A 21,702-nucleotide genomic window follows, 5' to 3' on the forward strand; every position below is an offset into this window, starting at 1 on the left:
ATAAATTATTTAAGGACTATATTGTCGCTACCTTGTTTTTAATACCCTTGAGCCGGTAGTACACTAAGCCACTATAAAATAACCATAACAATACTAAATGCAACAATGTTCCAGGCTGACTGAATAAACCAGCACCCGATTGCACAATACCCGTATACATTTTAATAAATGGTGTAGTCGGTAAGAGCATTGAAATCCACTGTACCGCCTGTGGTAGCGATTCGAACGGCCAAGAGTATCCTGTGATTAGAAAAATCGGATAGGTAGAGAAGGCCATCATTTGCAGGCAGATTAATTGCGATTTAAACAGCGATCCTATAAATTGGGCCATAGGAATGAGCGTAAGAATAAACAGTATCAATAAAACACTCAATTCGAAACCATTGCCGCGCATCGGCAAATTGAGCAGGCTGTAGTTTACATTCAGAAAGAAAAAAGCATAAGCGGCAAATAAAAACAGGTAAAATGATCCTTTCCCCCAAATTCCGGTAGAAATTCCTCCCTTTAGCCACTCGCCCACACGTGAATGTTGCCGTTCTCCGGCCACACTTTCAGATAAACCTATCAATAGGGTTTGCTGTAGAATTAATGCCAATAATCCCGGAAGCAGGAAGGCGCCATAGCTTGATCTTTCATTAAACATCGGCCTGTAATCTAAATTTATAGGCATTACGTTTTGCATTGCTATTTTTGAGCTCATACCTTTGCTCTTTTGGAAATACTGTAAACGTACACCTGCTCCAATGGTCAAGCATATTTGCTGTACATTCATTAAGAGATCGCTTGAGGGCAGAAACCGGGCTGCATTTACGGCAAGCACCACATTGCTCTGCTTTAAGGTTAGTAAATTGGATTCTGTACCTTTTGGAATGTAAAAATATCCCTGGCAATTTCCCCGATACATCTGCTCTTTGGCTTCTTCCAGATTAGGGAAATGGATTAATTCAACAATAGGTGAATTATCGATATTTTGTTGCAGCAACCATGACAACCTTGAATGATCATCATCAACAACTGCAAGCTTTACATTTTGCTCTTCTTTATTCATATAAATGCTTCCATAAAAAAAAGCATAAAGTAATGGCGCAATCAATAAAGTTAGGAGCAAACTATGGTCCTTTGGCACAAGAGCGGCCTCTCTTAAAAAGAGCTTAATTATGGACTGTCCCGATTGCTTTTTCATCTGTACTGGTATTAAACTGACGTTGGAATAAAAGAATTGCAGTCGGGAACATCACTGCGCAAAACAATAAAAGTTTATTTAAATCTGCCTGTGCATAATGCAATGGTAAATTCATGTAGTAAACTTTAAAAAAGGCATCCAGAAATGGTGTGTAAGGCATAATGGTAGCATAGTATTGATCATACCAGGGCATGGCCCATCTTGGAAAGGTAAATCCACTAAAAACGAATGCTGGAGATGTGTAAAATAAAGCAGTATCCCCGGAGAGCATTACATCTTTAAATAAAGCCGAAATAAAGATACCGATTCCAAGACATGCTAATGAGAGTAAGGTATAAATGACAAAGAATTTACCTGTAGCAGCCGGAACTCCAATATCAAAGAAGGGAAATACTACAAAAGCGATGAGTATAAAATTAAGCCAGCTAATCACAAGATGGGCAATGGTTTTAGCTGCAATTACGACTAGTGCAGAACCATTGGATAACTCATATAGTTCCTGCATTGTCCCAGTTTTCCATTCATAATTCAAGGCCAGCATACTGCTTATGATCAGTATCATTTGCATGCCAACGGTTATTAATCCAGGTACCAGGTACTCCTGGTAATTGTAACTCGCATTATAGAGCTGATAAGAATTTAGTTTAATTGGATTGGCAAGCGCCATAGCCTGATCAGCTTTCATCCCTGTTTTAATCAGCTTCTCTAAAATTACTCCCGAGCTTCCCGTAATTACAACTTCGGCCACTGCCTTATATACCATTTTTGCGGGTACCAGAGCTGCTGCATCGGTATAAAGCGTTACATTAACCGGGTGCCTGCTATAAATGTCTTTCTGCATGTTTACAGGGAAATGTACAGCTCCTAATATTTTGCCCTGTTGTATTAGTCTTTCAACTTCGACCTCACTGCTTACCCTTCTGGTAATGTTCAATGCTTCTCTTTGTTCAAGTAAAAAGATAAGCTGCCGGCTTACCGGACTTTGGTCATCATCCCATATGGCAAATGATAGATGTTTGGCTTCTTCTTTTTGATAAATTACTGCATAGAATGAAAACAGAAGCACAGGAACCACCAGCATAACCAGGTAAAATACCTTTAAGCTGAGGATGCGCTTCCATTCCCTAATGATGATATGGCCAAAACGATTCATTAGGGCAGAATTAATGATGCAGTCATACCAGAACGTAACCCTTTTACCTGCAATTGGTTTTCGGGCTTAAGTTCTATGGTAAAGGTTCTAAGTTCAAACTGTCCCTTATCTTTTGATGGCACCCAATTGGCAAATTCAAGTGTTGGCGATATTGAGGTTACTTTTACAGGGAAAGTTTCAGGTTCGCATCCGGGTACTTTTACAAAGGCTACTGCTCCTAATTTTAGTAAATTGGCCTTGTCCTGCCTGATGTTAAAACGTAAAAGTGTGGAGTTCTTTTTTTCAATAGTCATCATCGGGTAACCTATTGATACGATCTCACCCTGATGGGTAACCAGACTCGAAATAACTCCATCTGCAGGGGCATAAACTTTGGTGTTGTCACCAAGAGCCTTTGTAAGCTCGTATGCCTGCTCTGCCTGTTTTACAATAGCATTAGCCGTTTTAAGCAGTTCCGGTCTTGTACCGTTCTTCAGCATTTTTAAGTTCAGTTCGGCAGTCTCCATTTCTTTTTTAGCTGCCTGATACTTGAAATAGAAAACGTCTTTCTCTTGCCCCGATATCACATCAGCATTGTACAAACGCTGCATGCGCTGATAGGTGGTATTAAAAAGATTGTACTGTTCCTGACTGATCTGATAGAGTTTAGAGGTTGCTTCAATTAGCTCTGGTCTTGCACCGTGGGTTAACAACTCTTGCTGACCTTTGGCTGCATCTATAGCTGAAAGGGCCTGAGCTTTAATAGCATTTATTTCGTTTGAACGTAGTATTGCTACTAATTGTCCTGATTTCACAGTGTCACCCTGTTCAACAAGCAGCGAATCCAACCTACCGGGAAATTCTGCCGCAACATCCACACTAGCGGCATCCACCATGCCAACAAAGTTGTTCTCATCTTCCGTATTGCTGGATAAGAAGAAAAATAAAGCAATAATTACTACCAATATAGGAATGAGCAGTGCCCAATAGTTTTTTAGAAGATTTTTCATTACTTGATATATTGAGTTATTTGCTGTGGTTTACCTAGGCTGTTGAAATATTCTGCTGCCGCTAAAAAGTAACCAAACACTGCGGTATGATAGCCTTTTTCAATTTCTGTTTCTATCAATAAAGCGTCATTTACATCTTTTGGCGAGGAGAGCTGGTTTTTCATCCGCTCAGTGATGAGACGGCTTGTGGTATGGGCCTCCTTTCTGGCATTATCCAATGAAGTAACTTCATTTTGAAGTGATTTCATCTTGTTTCTTGCAACTGTAGATAAAACCTGTATACCCAGACTTGCGTTTTCTTCAGCAAGTTTTGCCTCATCTATCAGTTGCCGGGCAGCAAGTGTTCTTTTTCTTGTTTGTCCATTAAAAAGCGTCCACTGCAATTCTACACCAATAAACCAGTCGGGCATAAGAAGGGGCAGATCGCGTTGATATAAATTATAATTTCCAACAGCAAAAATATTGGGTAAAGAAAACGACTTACTGATCTTTTCGGCTGTTTTAGCATAAGAGATTTTACTTCCAGCCATTTTGTATACTGGATTAGACCCCCAAAAATCGCCCTCAGGTTTAAATGGCTCAATAGCTGCGTACTTCAGTGTATCTGTAATTACGATTGCAGAGTCTAATGGTACGCCCAGTAGCTTGTTAAGTTCTATATACGCATTTTGCTGCGCCAGCTTGATGTTGTTAAAATGGCTTGCGGCCTGCATTAGCACTACATTTGTCCAGCTTTTCTGATAAGGAGCAAGTATTTGGTTTTTCACCAGTTCCTGAGCATAAGTGTTATTTTTGGTTAGGGCGTTTACCATTAACTGCTGCTTATTGAACAGGGTGTTTAAGTATAAAATGCGCAGGTATTGTGCAGCAATTAAAAAATCTACTTCCTTATTAACAAGATCAACATTAATACCCGCAGAATTCACAAGAGATTGAGCGAGGTTGCCGGCAGCGTCCAGTTTGTTTCCCAGAAAAATGGGTTGCCTTACACCTAAGCCGGCAACAAAATAAGATTGCTTACTTAAGCTCGGATTATAATCAGGGTAAATGCCCCCGATAATGTTTTTGGAAGCATTATATATCCGATCCTGTGCTGCTTGGGACAAATCACTACCGGTAACCTCTTTAAATACTTCATTTGCGGCATTAACACTTTGCCTGGATGATCCCTCTACAATGCCATCTTTTACTGTTTGTAAATTTACCGTTAATGGGCTGCTTAGGTAAGTGTAACTAGACAGCAGATCTACCTTGGGTAAGTAGTTCTGCTTCTCAGCCTGCAAATTATACTGACTGGATAATAGTGCAGATTTTGCTTGTTTAACTGATAAATTGTTTTCATTTGCAATGGTCAGGCATTTTTGTAAAGTTGTATTTTGTCCAAGACTTAGAATTGGTAAAACCAGCAATAGAACTATTGCTGTTCCAAATTTTATATTTGCTATTGCCATAAGCTATTCATAGAGTGGTGTTATAAGATCAAGAGCGGCGAAGAAATACCAATTGTCATTTTGCCACTGTTGCTATTAGCCTGATTATAAGTAGATTTTGAATAAGCATTGTATTCAAGGTACCTTCCAACATAGGCCCCAAAGAATTTGAGGTTATAATTTTTTATCGGATAAAATTCAACGGAAGGAATAATCCCCCAAGCAGTCCTTAACCTTTTGGAGTTTGCCACATCAGGAACGTCTTTCCAATGTGCGGTACTCACCATACCAATAGTAGAGACCTTCCACTGCTGATTTATGGAATAAACCAACCGGAGCCAATGTTCCTTATAGTCTACATGCTGAGCTGCATGACCTAAAAGGCTTTCCGGGATTAGCGAGCTGACTACCCCTGTACGGTCCAGCTGCTCACTGCTCCATTTAAAATCATATTGAACCAGCCAGTTTTTCGATCTGTACTGGTTGCCTAGGGCTGTGTAGTACATATTTACCGGATTACCATTTTTACTGGCTTCCTGAAAAATGCTGAAACTCCAGATGGTCTGAAATTTACCTCGGAGAAAACTGCCGTTCCACGTGCCCACATAAGCAGCCGGAAATTTAGCCTCTTTAAGCTCAGGAACATTCTTGTACAGCTCTGTAAAAGTTTTAGTCCTCGAGTTTAGTACCTGGGCAGAAAGAGTATGATTAGCTGAAGCCTTCCAATTGAATTGTACCCCTGTTAAAAAATTATCCGCATTATCTACAATATCATTGTACTGATAAATATCAATGGGGTTCATATCAAACTCATAACCTCCCCAGGCTGCACACATTTTGCCAATGGTAATACTTGTCCGCTCTGATATGTTATAACCAATAAAGGCCAGATCAGTAGATCTGGTGATGTTATCAACGGATTGCACTTCTGGATCCTTGGTGTAGCGATCACGAAACCTGAAAAACACTTTATCCTGAAATACATTTCCTTTAATTTCAAGCCTGAACTGGTTTACTTCAAATTTGCTATCGGTATAACTACCATTGCTAAAACTATTATTTAAACCCATCTGGGTGTTCACAATAACATCCACATTATTTAGCAGGTCAGCTTTATTAGCTGTGATTAAAGGAACGGTATGGTTCACTGTGGTATCGGCCTGTTTATGTTGCTGGGCACAGAGCTTTGCAGAAACAAAACACAGCAAAAGTACTGAACTAAATATACGCATATTCATACAATTAAAATAAAAAGGGGAAACTAACCATTGTTAATTCCCCCGTTCAAGAGTTAGTACTCAAAAAAGTATTGCTGCAGTTGTTTCTTATCACTTGTTTTGGTTAGCCCAAGCATTAATAAGATACGTGCCTTTTGCGGAAGCAGATCATCTGACACAATAGTTCCCAGCTTTTCATCGTCCGTTTCATCCAATAATGTTACCCTTCCGGTGGGGATCCTCGAAGCCCTTACCACAGGGATTCCTTTTTTAATCGCAGCCGCCACAGCGTCCATGTTGGTCTTATTCAAATTCCCATTCCCTAAACCACCAGTCACAATGCCTTTAACGCCAGCAGCAACATAGGCATTAATTGCTGTTGCCGGGGCATCTGCATACAGCTCTACCACCGCTACTTCTGGCAATGAAGTCATTCCGGTAATGTCGAAAGGGGTATTCTTATTCGTTTTTCTGGTAGGGGTTTCATACATGACCACTTTACCATCATATACCTGCCCAATGGGACCGCTGTTTGGTGCAGTGAAAGCATTTAAATGTGTGGTACTGGTTTTAACGGCTTCTCTTCCGGAAAAGATATATTCATTAAATACCAGTAAAACGCCGCTGCGTGCCGCCTGTTTTGAAGCTGCCAGCGTAACCGCATCGTACAGATTTTTTGGCCCGTCAGCACTTATAGCCGTTGCAGGGCGCATCGAGCCGGTAACCACAACCGGTTTATCATAACGGACAGTCAAAGAAAGAAAATAAGCCGTTTCTTCCTGTGTGTCGGTACCATGGGTAATGACGATCCCATCTGCTTCGTTGTTCTTATAGATCTCATTGATCCTTTGATTCAGCTTCATCCAGATGGCTACACTCATGTCCTGGCTACCCACATTGGAAACCTGTTCGCCGCTAATGTCAGCTACTTTTTCTATACCAGGAACAGCAGCAATGAGGTCTTTAATGGGCAGTGCCCCTGAAGTATAAGCAGAACGGTCAGCAGAAGCGCCTTTGCCTGCAATTGTTCCACCTGTTGCCAGGATTTTTATCTTGGGTAACTTTTGAGCATACGCAGATACGCTTATTAAAAGCGGGAACAAAAAAATAAATAGTTTTTTCATAACAAATAGATTTAGATGATTAAAGGGTTTATTTTTTGGAATTTTCCCAGGCGGTTACATATTCCATTAAGATTTCCCGGATGCCTTTTCCGATCTTGCTGTAACTTTCCGTAGGAAGATTGGCCAGTGACACCCGAATACTCCATTCCGGCCCACCAAAACCGCCACCGTTAAGCAATACTATGGATGTTTTCTCGGCCAGGCGAAATACGACATCCACCGGTTCAAAATTATCTTTAAGCCATTGCGCGAGTTCCGGACCATAAAAATGATTTGCCCCAACCATTACATCAATTTCTGAATAATAACCTGCCCGCATTACATCCGGTACCATTTCGATGCCCATACCGTCCCACAGTAATTTCAATCGCTTATTCACAAGTTCCTGGGTCAGTTTTTTGTACTGATTGTTGGTGTCGAGTAAACAGAATGAAGCAAACAGCATCATCTGGAATTGCTGGGGAAGAGATAAGCCCGCGGTATGATTTAAAGCCACCTGCCTGCTATCGGCCACCAGCCGGTCAATAAACTTGATCTTTTCCGGTTGTAGGGAAATAGTCTCATACCGATTGTGGAGCTCTTTTTTTTGTTTATCGCCAAGTGCAGAAATTTTATCATCAAAAACATTTTTCTGATGCAGGGCAATAGCCCCAAGCCGCCAGCCGGTACAGCCGAAGTATTTAGAAAATGAATATACCGTCAGGGTATTGTAAGGCAGGGCAGCCATTAAAGAGACAAAACCTGGCACAAAAGTACCATATACATCATCTGTAATCACCATCAGACCAGGGTTGTCTTTTTTCACAATGTCTGCTATACGTTTTAATGTTTTGGCAGGAAAGGCAGTCGAAGGTGGATTACTTGGATTGATCACAAAAGCGATCTTGATTGCGGGGTCCTTCAGTTTATCTATTTCAGCATCCGGATAATGCCAGGTATGAAATCCGTTCTTAGCTACACTGGAAGCCGTGATATTGACCACATCAAAGCTATACCGGTCCAGGTGCGGGATTTCGATATAGGGCGTAAAAGTAGGTACCAGCAGGGCTATCTTATCTCCCTTTTTGATCAAAAAGTTCTGCATGAGTGAATCAAAAATATAACACATGGCAGCAGTTCCGCCCTCTACAGCAAAGATGTCGTACTTTCCTTTGGGTGGCTTACCTGCACACATTTCCTGCAGCAGGTAATCCTGTACAATCGGCTCGATATGGGCGAGCATCCGGTCAGGAACAGGGTAATTAAAACCCATGCTGGCCTCTACCATTTCCCTTACCCAGGCATCAGCTTCAAACTGATGTTGCTTAATCCCATATTGATAGGTCTTTTTCAATAGCTCCAGTCCGGGGCTTTTCTTACCTTCCGATAAAAAAGTTTCAAACCGCTTGGCGATTCCTGTTTTATCCTGTACAATACCAGCCATTCCGCCAGCCACGTCCATTGTTCTGCGACATTCATCCAATGCAAACTGTCCGAATAAAAAGAAGGCTTCCCTGGGTATAGTTGCTATCCAGTTTGGATTTCCACGGCCCGCATTTAGCATTATTCCTGTTGATTTCTGTGCGTTTTCATCCGCCAGCTGGATGAGTTCATTTTTAATTTCGAAAGGGCTCAGGCTTTCGAACTTTTTCTGAGCGCTCCTTGAAGTTTTAATTTTAGAGATGTTAGTTGCCATAGAATAGGTATTTTAAGAACAATATTTGATTGATTATCTAGCTCATCAAAATGATGATCACCACACCCCAGATGATGAGCAGGGTATTACCAACCGCATAAGTCACGGTATAACCTAAAGCCGGGGTTTTACTTTGTACTGCATCCTGAATGGCACCAAGAGCAGCCGTAGTGGTACGGGCACCGGCAGCACAGCCTAGGGTGATAATAGGATTGAATTTAAAAACATACCGACCAAGTAATATGCCCCCAATTAAGGGTAAAGCCGTAGCCAATGCCCCTGCAATAAATAGCCCCCAGCCAGCTTCCTTAAAGCCCTGCACAAAACTTGGCCCGGCAGTAATTCCTACAACAGCAATGAACATATTTAATCCTACATTATTCATCACCCAAAGGGCCGGTTCAGGAATACGGCCAAAAGTAGGATGCTGCCCTCTGAGCCAACCAAAAACCAATCCGGAGATCAGCGCCCCGCCACTGGTACTTAAGCTAATAGGCACTCCGCTGATCCTTAGTGATAAGGCGCCAACGAGCCCCCCAAGTACAATCCCCAGGCCAACAAAAATCATATCTGTTGTATTGGTAGGCCGGTCGGGATAGCCGATATTTACCACGGCTGTTTCAACATCCTTTTTATGCCCCACCACCTCAATCATGTCTCCTTTATAAAGTTTTGTACCGGGGAACACAGGCAAATCAATACCTGCCCTTTTTAATGTTCTGATTACTACGCCATGCATGTAATCCATCGCACGCAACTGGGCTAAGGTTTTGTTCAGTATTTCCTTTTTCACAATCATCACACTGAGTACCTCCAAGGGAAAGTTCAACAATTCCGCATCCAATACTTCTGTCTCATTTACCGCTACATAATTCATCATGTATTCCCGGCGGCCGCCTAAAGCAATCACATCATTTTCCTCAACAACGGTATCCGGGCTAACATCTGTAATCTCTTTGCCTTTACGGATGCGTTCTACAAATAATCGGCGGCCTTTGTGTTGTAATTCTGCCTCTATGTCTGCTACAGTTTTATTACAGGCGTAGGATTGGGCTGATATTCTGTAAGCATTATACATTACCCTGTCGTATGCCGAAGTAATACCAGGGTCATCGCCAATGGAATCCCCTCCAAGCTCAATTTCCAGTTCTTTGGCTTTTTGAACAAGATTACCACCAAGCAGTTTTGGGCCGATAGATGACAACAACCAGGCTGATCCGGCAGTTCCAAAAATATAAGTAACAGCATAGGCTACAGGGATCTTGTTGATGATGGCCGCCTTTTGATCAGCGGGAATATTCAGATGATTAATGGTATCTGAGGCTACACCAATTACTGCTGAAATGGTTTGAGAGCCAGCCAGCATACCCGCAGTTAAACCCATATCATAGCCCATGAACTTACCGATCAGATAAGGGAAGACCAGGCAGAGCACACAAACAATGGCTGCGTATAGCATTTGTGGCAAACCATCTTTCTTTAGCCCTCCAAAAAACTGGGGTCCAACACTATAGCCAACAGCAAAAAGAAACATTAGAAAAAATACCGACTTTACATTTGGGGAAATTTGTATGTCCAGCTGCCCAATCAAAACACCTATCAATAGCACACTGGTTACAGTACCCAAAGAGAAATTTTTAAATTTAAAGCCGCCGATGAAATAACCCAGTGAGAGGGTTAGAAAAACTGCCAATTCCGGGTATTGCCGAAACGTTTGAATAAACCATTCCATAGATTAATATTTAAATAAGAAAAAATGAGAAAGAATACTGGATTAATACACGGTGATATCAATACGTTGCTTAGGTACGCTTATGGAAATGGCTTTAGAGCGAATAAATACAGGTTGGAAGATAAAGATTACTGTGTTCATAGATTGAGTATTTAGATAGTGAATGATTAAAAATTAAATTATAATGTAACGGCACTTCTTACGTTTCAAAACTATAACTCAACGAATACACACAATCATGCATAGAATGCATTTCAATCTGTTGTTGACGAATTCTCGATTAAATATAAAGATTTTTTTAAAAAATAAAAATTTAGCTGATCGAATTCTTTGCCTTGAAGTATTATTGATGGTGTCTTTTAAAAGTTTAGACTATAAAAAGCAGCAAACAAATACTATCTTAGGATTAAATGAGACTGTGAGCTGAACTATTGACTTTTGACAACAGAGGAGTAAGCATAACTAATTTATTATTTGCTAATGAACATAGAAAAATGCACCAAAACACTTGATTGAGCGCATCAAAGAATTCATTTGTCGATTAAATTAGAATACATTGTTTAATTTAATTAAAATCTATATATTTATGTATAGCATTTGCAGCTAAAATATATTAAAAAAAAGGTGCGTTATTCGGGGAGTCGAATTTCAAAACCATCCTCATACTGTTAAAACGTTGATTTTTGCACCAGGTGCAAATCCCAGCGGGATCACAAGAAACCTCACAGAAATGTGAGGTTTCTTTGTTTTATTCCTGGTCGGATTCGAACAGAAGCGCCGGCCTGGGTTCGATTTGTAAAAGGCTCTGTTTACCTTATCCAATCTGGGGATAACCTTTAACGAGACTAATATTGTTCCAGTATTAGTTACACCTGGAGATTCTTTCCGCTCTTCTAAAATGGAGATTACGTTTAATGCATGCCTTATTATGCTCACTCCTATTTGACCATTATTTTTTTCATCAATCTCTTATTTATAGAAACGATGTTCTTACTCCGGTTGATATCATCTGTAATCCAAATGTCACGCAAAAACATTGACCTCTCATTTGGATACAACAATATCTTATTTAGATACTTTTTTCAGAAACAATAGTTTGACATTTGCTTTGATATTAAAAACGAAATTTTATGAATACTATCAAAGAAGTAAAATTAGGCAGTCAAGGATTAGTGATTCCAGCTATCGGTCTTGGCTGTATGGGCATGACAACGGGATTCGGCGGAGACATTTATGGAAAAGCAGATGAAAAAGAAGCGATTGCTGCTATTCACCGTTCATTAGAGTTGGGTGGTAATTTTTTGGACACAGCGGATATATATGGCCCTTTTCTGAATGAACGTCTGATTGCAAAAGCCATTCAGCTAAACAGGGAAAAATATATAATAGCCACAAAATTCGGTTTTGAAATTGACGATAACGGACAAGCAACTGGAGCATTCAATGGCAGTAAAAATTATGTAAAAAAAGCCGTAGAGCGTTCACTAAAAAACCTTGGCACAGATTATATTGACTTGTATTACCTCCATCGATTGGATACCAATACACCAGTTGAAGAGACTGTCGAGGCGATGGGCGAATTAGTAAAAGAAGGCAAAGTAAAATACATCGGCCTTTCGGAAGTAGGTTCCGAAACGATCAGAAAAGCACACAAAATTTACCCGCTTACGGCAGTACAGTCGGAATACTCCTTGTTTGAAAGAGAAATTGAAGAATTGGGCATTTTGGATACGCTGCAAGAATTAGGCATCAGTCTAATCGCCTATTCACCAGTTGGAAGGGGCTTTTTAAATGGCGAAATACAAAAGCCTGAAGATTTTAACGAAAATGATTTTCGAAAATTTATACCCAAATATCAAGGCGAGCAATTTTACAAGAATGTGGAGTTGGTAAATGAAATTAAAAAAGTGGCAGCCGAAAAAAATATCACTTCTGCACAATTGGCAATTGCCTGGGTTATTGCCAAGGGACACTCACCTATTCCCGGCACAAAACGCGTGAAATATGTGGAAGAAAATATAGCAGCAGCAGGCATATCGTTAACGCAAGAAGATTTGGACCGATTAGAGAAAATTATTCCATTAGGAACAGATAATGGTGCAAGATATGACGCAGCATCAATGAAAGGAGTTAATTTGTAAGATGCAAAACAGCGGATAACTGAATTGCTTATCCGCTGTTTTTATTAAATTTATAGTATGAAAAACAATAAGACTTATTTTCTTAACTCCGTTTCAGAACTGCATCATTTTCTGAATATCAAAAAACCGACGCACCCTTTGGTCAGTGTTGTAAATCTTGATGATCTTGGCTGTATCGGTACAGAAGAAGTGAGCACGATTGTCTTTAATTACTACTCCATGTATTTGAAAAAGAATTTTGACGGAAAAATCAAATATGGGCGACAATATTATGATTTTGACGATGGGATTATGACATTTTTTGCACCAAAACAAATGTTCTCGATAGAAGAAAATAGCACGGCAAAAGCGGAAGGCTGGATGCTTGTTTTTCATCCCGATTTTATTCAGAGCTACACTTTAGCAAAACGTATTAAAGAATATGGATTTTTCTCTTATGCTAATAATGAAGCATTACACCTTTCAGACAAAGAAGAAACTATTATTGCAGGATTAATGCAAAATTTGAAGCAGGAAATTGAAGCAATGATAGACAATTACACACAAGATGTTGTTGTTTCTCATATTGATTTGTTGCTGAATTATTGCAACCGTTTTTACAATCGTCAATTCATCACACGAAAAAAAGCGTCAAACGATTTGTTTTTAAAATTTGAAGATTTGCTGAATACATATTATCAAAATGATGACTTGAGTGTAGCAGGGTTACCGACCGTTCAATACTTTGCCGAAAAGTTATTTGTCTCCCCTCATTATCTAAATGATATGCTGAAAAATCTAACAGGACAAACCACACAACAACATATTCAAAACCAGCTTTTAGAAAAAGCCAAAGAACTCTTATCGACAACAAAATTATCCGTAGGTGAAATCGCATATCGATTAGGTTTTGAATATCCGCAATCATTCAGCAAAGTGTTTAAAAACAAAACGAACCAGACACCACTGGTATTTAGACAATCATTTAATTAACCTTCGCCGGGCCTACAAGAGAAAAATGTCGGTCACCAACATCACATCGGCGGTAAATATAAACAGATTGTTTTAGTTAAATTAGCACTAACAAATTAGATTATGGAACTTCAACCAGACAAAACTTTAGCACTCAAAAATACAGGGAATCACACATCAGAAAACCCGATGAATTTTGTCGATAATTTTGAAATTCTCGATTTAAGTAAAGTAGATAAAAATCATTTTTTTTCCTTCAATTATTCCCGAAAGACATTCTACACAGCCACCTTATTACAAGGAAAATATAGCATTGAATTTGAGGATAAAAATATTGAGCTAAATGGCAATACACTACTATTTACAACTTCCAAAATTCCGTTTGGTATTCATACATTAAACGGAGTTTATACAGGTATAAGTTGCATTTTTAAAGAAGATTTTATAACTAAAAATAATAGCGGTTACCGTTTGTTAGAATTTCCAATATACAAACCAGGCAGACAAAATATTTATTCACTAACCGATAACCAAGCTGAAAATTTTACAGCCATTTATGCAAAGATTTTAGACGAAAAGCTCGATAACGGTAACTACAAAGAAAGTTTACAACGCAACTACCTTCTTGAACTTATTTTTAATGCCCAAAAGTTTGATCCTGTAGCGTCCTATGTCAAAAAAAATAACACTACTGAAGAAATAGCTTGCTCATTTATAAGATTGTTGGAATCACAGTTCCCCATCAACAATCCGCAAGATGTTGTTAAATTAAAAACTGCTGGCGAATTCGCAGAACATTTATCGCTGCATCCCAATTATTTAAACCGCCAGGTGAAGCTGTCTAAAGGAAGAACCGTTAGCGATATCATTAATTCAAGGATTGAGCAGGAAGCAAAAATTCTACTGAAACTGACCAATTGGAATATTGCACAGATTGCAAATTCATTAGGCTTTGAAGAACCATCCCACTTTAATACATTTTTCAAAAAGCATACGAAAATATCTCCCACAGATTATAGAAAACTAAAAAAAGATTAGTATTAAATAAACTTTATAAGCTAGAAGTTTGATTTTGGTAAGGATTGGTTTTAATTACGCTATAAATCAAACTATCATTTGTGCGACCTTTGTTTTATAAATTTTAACACAATAAAAAATGACAAAGATAGCGTTAGTAACAGGTGGTAACAAAGGAATTGGTTTTGAAACAGTAAGACAACTTGCAGCGCAAAATATTAAGGTTCTAATAGGTGCAAGAAATGAGCAGGAAGGTAAAAATGCTGAAGAAGTGCTTCGGGGTGAATCTCTGGATGTAGAATTTATAAAGCTGGACATCAGTGATTCGCAGGATATTGAAAATGCCAAAGCCTACATTGAAAGTGAATATGAAAAGTTGGATATTCTAATCAACAATGCCGCAGTATTTCTTGACGGTGAGTGGTTCGGCAATAATGTGGAATCGGTGCCTATGAAAACACTTCGTGACACCTTTGATATCAATTACTTTGGAACAGTTGAACTTACCCAGGCATTGTTGCCATTAATTAAAAAAAGTGATTCGGGTCGTATTGTAAATATTAGCAGTGTTTCTGGCTCGTTTGGCGTTCATCTTGATGAAAATCATTGGCTGTACCAATTGAAACCTTATGCTTACAGTGCTTCTAAAACGGCATTGAACCAATTTACCGTTTTCCTTGCTAATGCACTTAAGGAAACCAATGTTAAAGTAAACGCTGCAAATCCTGGATGGGTACAAACTTCAATCGGTTCGAATGAAGCGCCATTGACACCTGCACAAGGTGCCGAGACAGGGGTTGCATTAGCCTTGATTGACCAAAATGGTCCGACAGGCACTTTCTCTCAAGCAGGCGAAAGTTTACCTTGGTAATCTGCTGACAGTAAATTCAATGTATGAAATTTGTTTTTTTTGAACTGGGAAATATTATTTATCCTGATGCGTCGATACCTGTTCCCGGATACTTAATGCAGAAGGAAAACGGAATTTTGAACCAAAAAATCATTTAGACATTGTAGTTTTATATCTATGTAAATAGTGTACTTATGAAATCCATACCTCAATATCATTTTTCAAATGAAAAATATGGAAAATCTTTACTCGTAGATATTGTTCCTATTTCAGAGATCAATAAATACATAGACATTCAGCCCATCCACAGGCTTACTTTCTATGACATGACTTTCATTACAAAAGGCAATGAAAACTTATCGATCAACCAGATAGAATTGCAGGTTGGGTCAGGTGATATCATTTGCTCGATCCCGGGCGAGATATGGAGCTGGCCTAAAAAAACAAGCCTGGAGGGATATGTATTATTATTTGAAGCGGAATTTCTCCTCTCATTTTTTAACGACAAACAATTTCTAAACAAGTTTAAATATTTGCAGCGTAACCGTATTTCTCCATTATTGAGGATTGACGAGAAACTATTCAATAAAAATCTTGAATACCTCAAAGACATACAAAACGAAATACAACTTGGAAAAACCAGTAATGAACATATTTTAAGGGCATTAGTCTACCTTATTTTATCCGTAATTGAGCAGGGAACTACAGTAAATAAAGACATAAATGAAGTAAATCAACAAATAGTAAACAGGCATATTCAGGCCTTTGTAAAACTGGTGGATGAATATTATTTAAACTCACATGATGTTCAGTTCTATGCAGACAAGCTTTTTATTACAACCAACTATCTGAATAGGGTAACCAAAGAATTTATAGGGTCTACAGCAAAAGTTTACATTCTCTCCAAGGTCATTCAAGAAGCAAAAAGCTTACTCAAATATTCCAATTTTTCTGTTTCACAAATAAGCAATGAATTAAAATTTGAAGTGCCAAGCTATTTTGTCCGCCTTTTTCGGAAATATGTGGGAATGACACCTAAACAATTCCGGGATCAATAAAGACAAGTAATTACATATGTTACATATGCTAAGGATATTTTAAATATCCGCTTATCCATAGGTCACTAAAGTGGCATTTTCTGCCCCATTAGTGGCTTAATTGAAGGTGATTTTAATTATACATTTGTGGGTAACAGTAAGAAAGATTTGATAAATAACTAAATTATAAATTAAAAGAATATGAAATATTACATTGAGACGTTCACTGCAAAATCGACCTGGTTAGCGTTAGGCAAAGAAGAAAGAGCAGAATACATGAATAAAATTGCACTTTCGTCTCAACCTCTTGTTGATCAGGGTGGTGAATTGGTAGTAATGAGCGAAAATGACAGTGATACTGTTCAAGGGCTAAAGCACCAGTTCTTTGTCATTTGGAAATTCCCAACTGATGAATTGGCAAAAGCTTTCGAAACTTTGGGATTAGAAGAAGGGTGGTATAATTACTTTGATCAATTTAACCTTAAGGGAGGCGATGTTGACATAACCGAGAAATTGGTTAATTTGTAAACTAACATCGATTGCGGAAAAGTCTTGTAATGAATTAATCTTTACAAGACTTTACTGTTATCATTTAAAAAAAATACAGAAAGGTAGTTTATGGCTCGAAGTTGATCCCAGCTTTTCGAGCTTGCCAAGCCTGGAGTTTTCGCTCGATTTTATATTCATGGCCATCTCTTACAAACAGTGTACCTGTCTGCTTAAACAGGAAAGTAACATTGTTCTGAATACAAGCGTTTCTAACCTGCATCACCCAATCGTAATCGCAAGGACGGGCGTTATCGCCGGATTCTCCGCCAACAATTACTTTATCAATCCATTCACCTTTTAAAAGTTCTGTGAGATCAATAGGCCCGACAAGGGGTTCACAGATGATTGACTTTTGCTTAAAAGGAAGTTTTTTAAAACCAGGAAGCCGGAGCGCTGCCTGTTTCTGGTTCTCGACTGAGCATAAAATACTGACATTATCATAACCCTGACCCCAATCATCCGGCAGGCATTGCGCTACCCGGTCTATCCGTTTTGTGGCAATTGAAAAAGTCAAGTCTTTACGCTGGCTTATCATTTCCCAAGCCTCATCACGCCATTGGTCTGCTTGTTCAATAAAGAAATCAGAAGTAAAGCAGGTCCATACATGTTCACCAGTGGCTATTTTATAGTTTCCATCGCGTTTTCTTTTTAGAGGCAGGCCAAAGTTTTGGGTTTTGTATACATTCCTGCTGTCGATACCATACAGTGCATCCCGCCGAAAGACATAACAGTTCTTGCAGCCTTCACTGATCTTGATGCATCCGTGCCATAAATTCCATATTATAGACATGACTATTTCTTAATTTTCTTTGTTGTAGTTGCTGAGACTAGCTCATAAGATTTTGTGGCCAGATCTTTTATTATGTCTTCGGAAACAGTACCATCTAAAGCAACACTGATCCAATGTTTCCAGCTCAAATTGAACGGTTTTTGGATGCCTTTGTGCTCTCTGAGTTCTTCAATAGATTCAGGATCGCATTTCAATGTGCAGTAATCAAATTTATCAATATCAAAAAAGCAGAACATCTTCTTTCCAATATAAAATACAAGGATAGACCTGGAATTTTTAAAAAATCCCTGAAATGGCATCCCTTCGTGAGTATCTGGAAATGATAGACAGAAAGCTCGGAACGTTTCTATATCCATATTTTTCTTTAAAATGAGATAAGTGATTTTACTGAAAACTGACCCAAATTATTTTATGTACGTTCTATACCTTCAAAAACCTTTAAAACATTAAGAGCGTGAGCAGTTGCATCATAAGGCGGATTGCCAATGCCTTTTACCGTAAGTTCATCTGTTACTGGTTTCCAAAGTTGCTCATGTTTTCCGGTTGCAAAATCAATGAGTGCATCACGAACAAAGTTATCTCGAACAATCTGCTCTTTGCTTGCACCTGGGCTTTGCTGACCAACGATGCCGTACATTTCGGTTCCGTGAACGGCAGGAACTCCTTCTACCGGCCCAACACATATCAAATAAGATTTACCTCCTGCAGCAGCGTGTGCAAGTGCACCGCGTGTTTGGGGCAGGGTAAAGGAGTAGTCGGTAAGCAACAAGCCACGAACCTCAACGGGAGTACGGCCTTCAACGTTGTATGTATCGATAATTTGTCGGGCACGACTGCGTGGAATGCGATTTCGGTTGGCGAATTCTTTGACCAAATTGTCAATGCTTTTAGGGTCAAAATCATCGGTTTTGTAAAGAACCCACCACCCAGTCTCGTAGGTGGTACTGCTAAAAAGTATATCGATGTCCTTGTGTTGTCCAGATTCAAGTATACGCATGGGATGGTTGATGAGAACGCCATTTGAAAGATGACTGTCATCTACTGTGGCCACGCATTCGTTGTCGGTGCCGTGCCCAACGCCAGGATCTGTATACACTGTCTTATTCATCGTATCGGCAAGGAGTTTTCCATCGATGTTCAGCAGTTGCTCCGGATTATCCTCAATACCGAGTAATTTAAGAACCGCCACGGCTCGTTCTTCGGCGCTCCAAGCTGGAACTTGGCGTGATGGCATACCAGAAAATGCGGCGATACGATGAAAAAGCCCATCAGCTGACGGTGCTGCAAGTAAAGCGAGTGCTGAGAATGCACCTGCACTGTGTCCGGTAATAGTAACATTGTTTGGGTCGCCACCAAAACGTGCAATATTCTGCTTTACCCATTTTAGTGCAGTGATGATGTCTTGCAAGCAAAGGTTTGTAGCCTTTGCGAATGCACCCCCGTATTGAGAAAGGGACAGGGCTCCGAATGCACCAAGTCGATAATTTATCGACACCCCGATAACACGACCTGTGGAAGCGAGCCCAGACGCATTTGATACAGTTTGTGTATTTGCACCACTCATCCATCCACCACCAAAAATATAAACGATGACGGGAATATATTCTTCATCGATATCTTCAGGAGCCCAAACGTTAAGGTTCAAGCAGTCTTCGCTAAAGCCGTTGTCGGCTTCCAACCAGCTAGTGTCTCCAGCCTGTAATGGGGCTGTTCCTTTCTGGTCGTAAGGTAAGTCAGGATTGAATGGCAGCAAAGTGGGACTCTGAAAGCGTTCTGCAGTGGCGTACTGAATACCTAACCAAGAGCGGACTGCTTTGGGAGTGATATTTTTTTCTCTATTCATAACCTTTAAAGTATTTCATTGCTAATTTTTCAATTTCTTTGAGCGGAATCTTCCTAATTATCTATTACTCCTTGTATTTTAAGGACTCCTGTATTTTAAGAGGAAAACTTTTCACAATCAGCTCGTATGATTTTCGGACAAGTTCCTTAATAATCGGATCTGGAACATCGCCGTTAAAATAGGCACTGATCCAATGCTTCTTGTTCATATGGTATCCTGGCTTGATGCCCTGATATTTTTCCTGTAGCTCTTTCGACTCTTCCGGGTCACATTTTAAATCGCAGAAATCAAACTTATCGATGTTGACAAAGCAGAACCATTTGTCTGCTACATAAAATACAAGCAGGTCCTTATCGTATTGAGAAGTTGCTTTTTCAAAAGGAAGCTTCTCCATAGCACCGTTGAAGGAAAGGCAATATTTCCTGAAGGTTTCTATATCCATAATTAAGTATTTTAGGAAGGCTTATTTCCGACACGGAATTCTTTTGGTTTTAAGCCTACGGATTTTTTAAAAAAACGTGTAAAATAGCTGGGCGATTCGAACTTCAGCTGATCACTAATCTCAGAAATTGACAGGTCAGTAAAATTGAGCAAATTTCTAGCTTCCTGCGCAATTTTACTGGCAATGTACTTTTTGGAAGTTGTGCCCAATAATTCCCGTACAATTTTATTGAGGTAATTGGCTGATATAAAAAGCTTGTCGGCATAAAACTGAACTTCATGTACTTCAAGACAATGCTCTTCCACCAGCTTAATAAATCCTTGAAGGTGTCTGTTGTTTTGATGTTCAGATAACGTATCTAAAGATGATTTATTCTGCAATTTCTCCTCATTGTCCAGTTTAGCCAAAACTAAATAGACAAATGCTCTGATGACATGTTCGCTTCTATCTTTTCCTTTTATTTCATTTCTAATCTTTTCTAAAAATTCGAGAATTTCAGAAAATACTTCAGCTTTGAGCCCTATGAAAGGAGATAAGCGGTCGGCTTTTAGAAAGTTAAGATTGTTCAGAAAAAACTTGTTGATGAAAAACGACTGGAAAAAATCTTCTTCAAATACCAATGCAAATCCTTCTAATGCTGTATTTCTTTCCCAAGTCCAAACATCTCCAGGAGTTGAACAGATCACATCGCCACACTGAACCCGTAATTTTGACTGATTGATCGTTACGTATTCGTTACCCTCCGTAATAAATGTGAGATCGAAATAAGTCAGCCTATGTGTTGGGGTTTTCTGAATATATTTTCTGAATTCTGAAATCCTGACAACATCTGCCAGTAAATGCGCTCCATATTTTTTCTTGAAGAAATTGTACCTATGAATGTTTTTCATAATATAACTAGAGCCAACATTTACAAAGGTAAAGCTAGTGACAAATTATAACTAAATCCTATCCATAAAACTATTTCAAACAGTACTAGATAAGTGGTATGAAAGCATTTTATCTTTAATATGGCACTAGACGATGTCTTTTAATTTACTAAAGTCCTTTTCCATCGGACGGATAATCGACCACGTGGAATGAATGGCATACCAATTTCCATCTTCCTCTTTTTGAAAGACCTCGATGCAATTATAATCTATATCTAAAAGATTTGTCTTTGCAAAGAGCTGATAAGTCAAGACAGCCATATCCACGCCTATCTGTACACGTGGACTACGGACTTCATAGCTATTGGCTGATAGTTTGCCTTCAACTCTCTTGAAAAGATCAGCCATCGATGCAAAATCTTCCAAACGCTTCTTTTCTACGGCATCAAAGTAAGTAAAACTCCGTTTAGACCAGAGTTGAGCATAGCCTGACGTATCGCCTTTGAACCACTTTTCAAGTGCAGTTTCTTCCAAACTGATTATGTGTTCTGCAAATTGCTTTTCTACTTCATTTTTGTACTGCCAAACAGCAATTGTTTCTTTTGTTCCCATTATTTATAAATTTGATATACAAAGTTACTTTGTAATCAATCGATTTCAGAGAAATTAAGGTGCTGAAAATGTCACTTTTCGGGACTATTGAATAATAT

21 protein-coding genes are annotated in these 21,702 nt (G+C 39.1%); 7 read left to right on the forward strand and 14 right to left on the reverse strand.

Annotated elements, in window-relative coordinates; all coding sequences use genetic code 11:
• Positions 1 to 16 precede the first annotated feature (16 nt).
• From J7E57_RS09115 to aspT, 8 genes are read right to left on the reverse strand one after another with little or no spacing between them, the layout of a single operon-like run.
• Positions 17 to 1,183, reverse strand: coding sequence for an ABC transporter permease (locus tag J7E57_RS09115; protein WP_215127248.1), 1,167 nt, complete (start codon positions 1,181 to 1,183; stop codon positions 17 to 19).
• Entirely contained in the window at positions 1,152 to 2,336 is a 1,185-nt protein-coding gene (locus tag J7E57_RS09120) for an ABC transporter permease (protein ID WP_215127250.1), read from the reverse strand. The genes J7E57_RS09115 and J7E57_RS09120 overlap by 32 nt, the downstream gene beginning before the upstream one ends.
• Positions 2,336 to 3,325, reverse strand: coding sequence for an HlyD family secretion protein (locus J7E57_RS09125; RefSeq protein ID WP_215127252.1), 990 nt, complete (start codon positions 3,323 to 3,325; stop codon positions 2,336 to 2,338). Before J7E57_RS09125 ends, J7E57_RS09120 begins: the two co-directional genes overlap by 1 nt.
• On the reverse strand, positions 3,325 to 4,776 hold the full coding sequence (locus J7E57_RS09130) for a TolC family protein (RefSeq protein ID WP_215127255.1): 1,452 nt from the start codon (positions 4,774 to 4,776) through the stop codon (positions 3,325 to 3,327). The genes J7E57_RS09125 and J7E57_RS09130 overlap by 1 nt, the downstream gene beginning before the upstream one ends.
• Positions 4,777 to 4,796: 20 nt before the next feature.
• Positions 4,797 to 5,987: a porin gene (locus tag J7E57_RS09135; RefSeq protein ID WP_215127257.1), complete on the reverse strand. Its 1,191-nt coding sequence runs from the start codon at positions 5,985 to 5,987 to the stop codon at positions 4,797 to 4,799.
• A gap of 59 nt (positions 5,988 to 6,046) precedes the next feature.
• Positions 6,047 to 7,096, reverse strand: coding sequence for a type II asparaginase (locus J7E57_RS09140; RefSeq protein ID WP_215127259.1), 1,050 nt, complete (start codon positions 7,094 to 7,096; stop codon positions 6,047 to 6,049).
• Positions 7,097 to 7,124: 28 nt separating this feature from the next.
• Positions 7,125 to 8,771, reverse strand: coding sequence for an aspartate 4-decarboxylase (gene aspD, locus J7E57_RS09145; RefSeq protein ID WP_215127261.1), 1,647 nt, complete (start codon positions 8,769 to 8,771; stop codon positions 7,125 to 7,127).
• Positions 8,772 to 8,808: 37 nt separating this feature from the next.
• Entirely contained in the window at positions 8,809 to 10,503 is a 1,695-nt protein-coding gene (gene aspT / locus J7E57_RS09150) for an aspartate-alanine antiporter (protein WP_215127263.1), read from the reverse strand.
• 24 nt (positions 10,504 to 10,527) lie between these two features.
• On the opposite strand from aspT, the gene J7E57_RS27250 reads away from it, so the two are divergent.
• From J7E57_RS27250 to J7E57_RS09180, 7 genes are all read left to right on the forward strand, one after another.
• The gene (locus J7E57_RS27250; protein WP_262897883.1) at positions 10,528 to 10,659 is read left to right on the forward strand and encodes a hypothetical protein; all 132 of its coding nucleotides are present in this window, start codon (positions 10,528 to 10,530) and stop codon (positions 10,657 to 10,659) included.
• 974 nt (positions 10,660 to 11,633) lie between these two features.
• Entirely contained in the window at positions 11,634 to 12,644 is a 1,011-nt protein-coding gene (locus J7E57_RS09155) for an aldo/keto reductase (protein WP_215127265.1), read from the forward strand.
• A 57-nt stretch (positions 12,645 to 12,701) separates the two neighbouring features.
• Positions 12,702 to 13,616, forward strand: coding sequence for a helix-turn-helix domain-containing protein (locus J7E57_RS09160; protein WP_215127267.1), 915 nt, complete (start codon positions 12,702 to 12,704; stop codon positions 13,614 to 13,616).
• A 102-nt stretch (positions 13,617 to 13,718) separates the two neighbouring features.
• Positions 13,719 to 14,633, forward strand: a complete 915-nt coding sequence (locus tag J7E57_RS09165; RefSeq protein WP_215127269.1) for an AraC family transcriptional regulator — start codon at positions 13,719 to 13,721, stop codon at positions 14,631 to 14,633.
• Positions 14,634 to 14,751: 118 nt separating this feature from the next.
• Positions 14,752 to 15,483: an SDR family oxidoreductase gene (locus J7E57_RS09170; RefSeq protein WP_215127271.1), complete on the forward strand. Its 732-nt coding sequence runs from the start codon at positions 14,752 to 14,754 to the stop codon at positions 15,481 to 15,483.
• 173 nt (positions 15,484 to 15,656) lie between these two features.
• Positions 15,657 to 16,520, forward strand: coding sequence for a helix-turn-helix domain-containing protein (locus tag J7E57_RS09175; RefSeq protein WP_215127273.1), 864 nt, complete (start codon positions 15,657 to 15,659; stop codon positions 16,518 to 16,520).
• Positions 16,521 to 16,700: 180 nt separating this feature from the next.
• Positions 16,701 to 17,027: a DUF6616 family protein gene (locus tag J7E57_RS09180; protein ID WP_215127275.1), complete on the forward strand. Its 327-nt coding sequence runs from the start codon at positions 16,701 to 16,703 to the stop codon at positions 17,025 to 17,027.
• A gap of 88 nt (positions 17,028 to 17,115) precedes the next feature.
• Here the strand turns inward: J7E57_RS09180 and J7E57_RS09185 are convergent, their stop codons facing one another.
• The 6 genes from J7E57_RS09185 to J7E57_RS09210 all read right to left on the reverse strand — a co-directional run bounded on the left by J7E57_RS09185 (position 17,116) and on the right by J7E57_RS09210 (position 21,604).
• Positions 17,116 to 17,838, reverse strand: coding sequence for a DUF5131 family protein (locus J7E57_RS09185; RefSeq protein ID WP_215127276.1), 723 nt, complete (start codon positions 17,836 to 17,838; stop codon positions 17,116 to 17,118).
• A gap of 2 nt (positions 17,839 to 17,840) precedes the next feature.
• On the reverse strand, positions 17,841 to 18,194 hold the full coding sequence (locus J7E57_RS09190) for an MmcQ/YjbR family DNA-binding protein (RefSeq protein ID WP_215127278.1): 354 nt from the start codon (positions 18,192 to 18,194) through the stop codon (positions 17,841 to 17,843).
• Between the two features lie 53 nt (positions 18,195 to 18,247).
• On the reverse strand, positions 18,248 to 19,681 hold the full coding sequence (locus J7E57_RS09195) for a carboxylesterase family protein (protein ID WP_215127280.1): 1,434 nt from the start codon (positions 19,679 to 19,681) through the stop codon (positions 18,248 to 18,250).
• A gap of 64 nt (positions 19,682 to 19,745) precedes the next feature.
• The gene (locus tag J7E57_RS09200; protein ID WP_215127282.1) at positions 19,746 to 20,123 is read right to left on the reverse strand and encodes an MmcQ/YjbR family DNA-binding protein; all 378 of its coding nucleotides are present in this window, start codon (positions 20,121 to 20,123) and stop codon (positions 19,746 to 19,748) included.
• Positions 20,124 to 20,134: 11 nt separating this feature from the next.
• Positions 20,135 to 21,013, reverse strand: coding sequence for a helix-turn-helix domain-containing protein (locus J7E57_RS09205; protein ID WP_215127284.1), 879 nt, complete (start codon positions 21,011 to 21,013; stop codon positions 20,135 to 20,137).
• Between the two features lie 126 nt (positions 21,014 to 21,139).
• The gene (locus J7E57_RS09210; RefSeq protein ID WP_215127286.1) at positions 21,140 to 21,604 is read right to left on the reverse strand and encodes a nuclear transport factor 2 family protein; all 465 of its coding nucleotides are present in this window, start codon (positions 21,602 to 21,604) and stop codon (positions 21,140 to 21,142) included.
• Between the last annotated feature and the right edge of the window lie 98 nt (positions 21,605 to 21,702).

The sequence above is a fragment of the Pedobacter sp. ISL-64 genome, from assembly GCF_018613605.1.
Classification (GTDB): domain Bacteria; phylum Bacteroidota; class Bacteroidia; order Sphingobacteriales; family Sphingobacteriaceae; genus Pedobacter.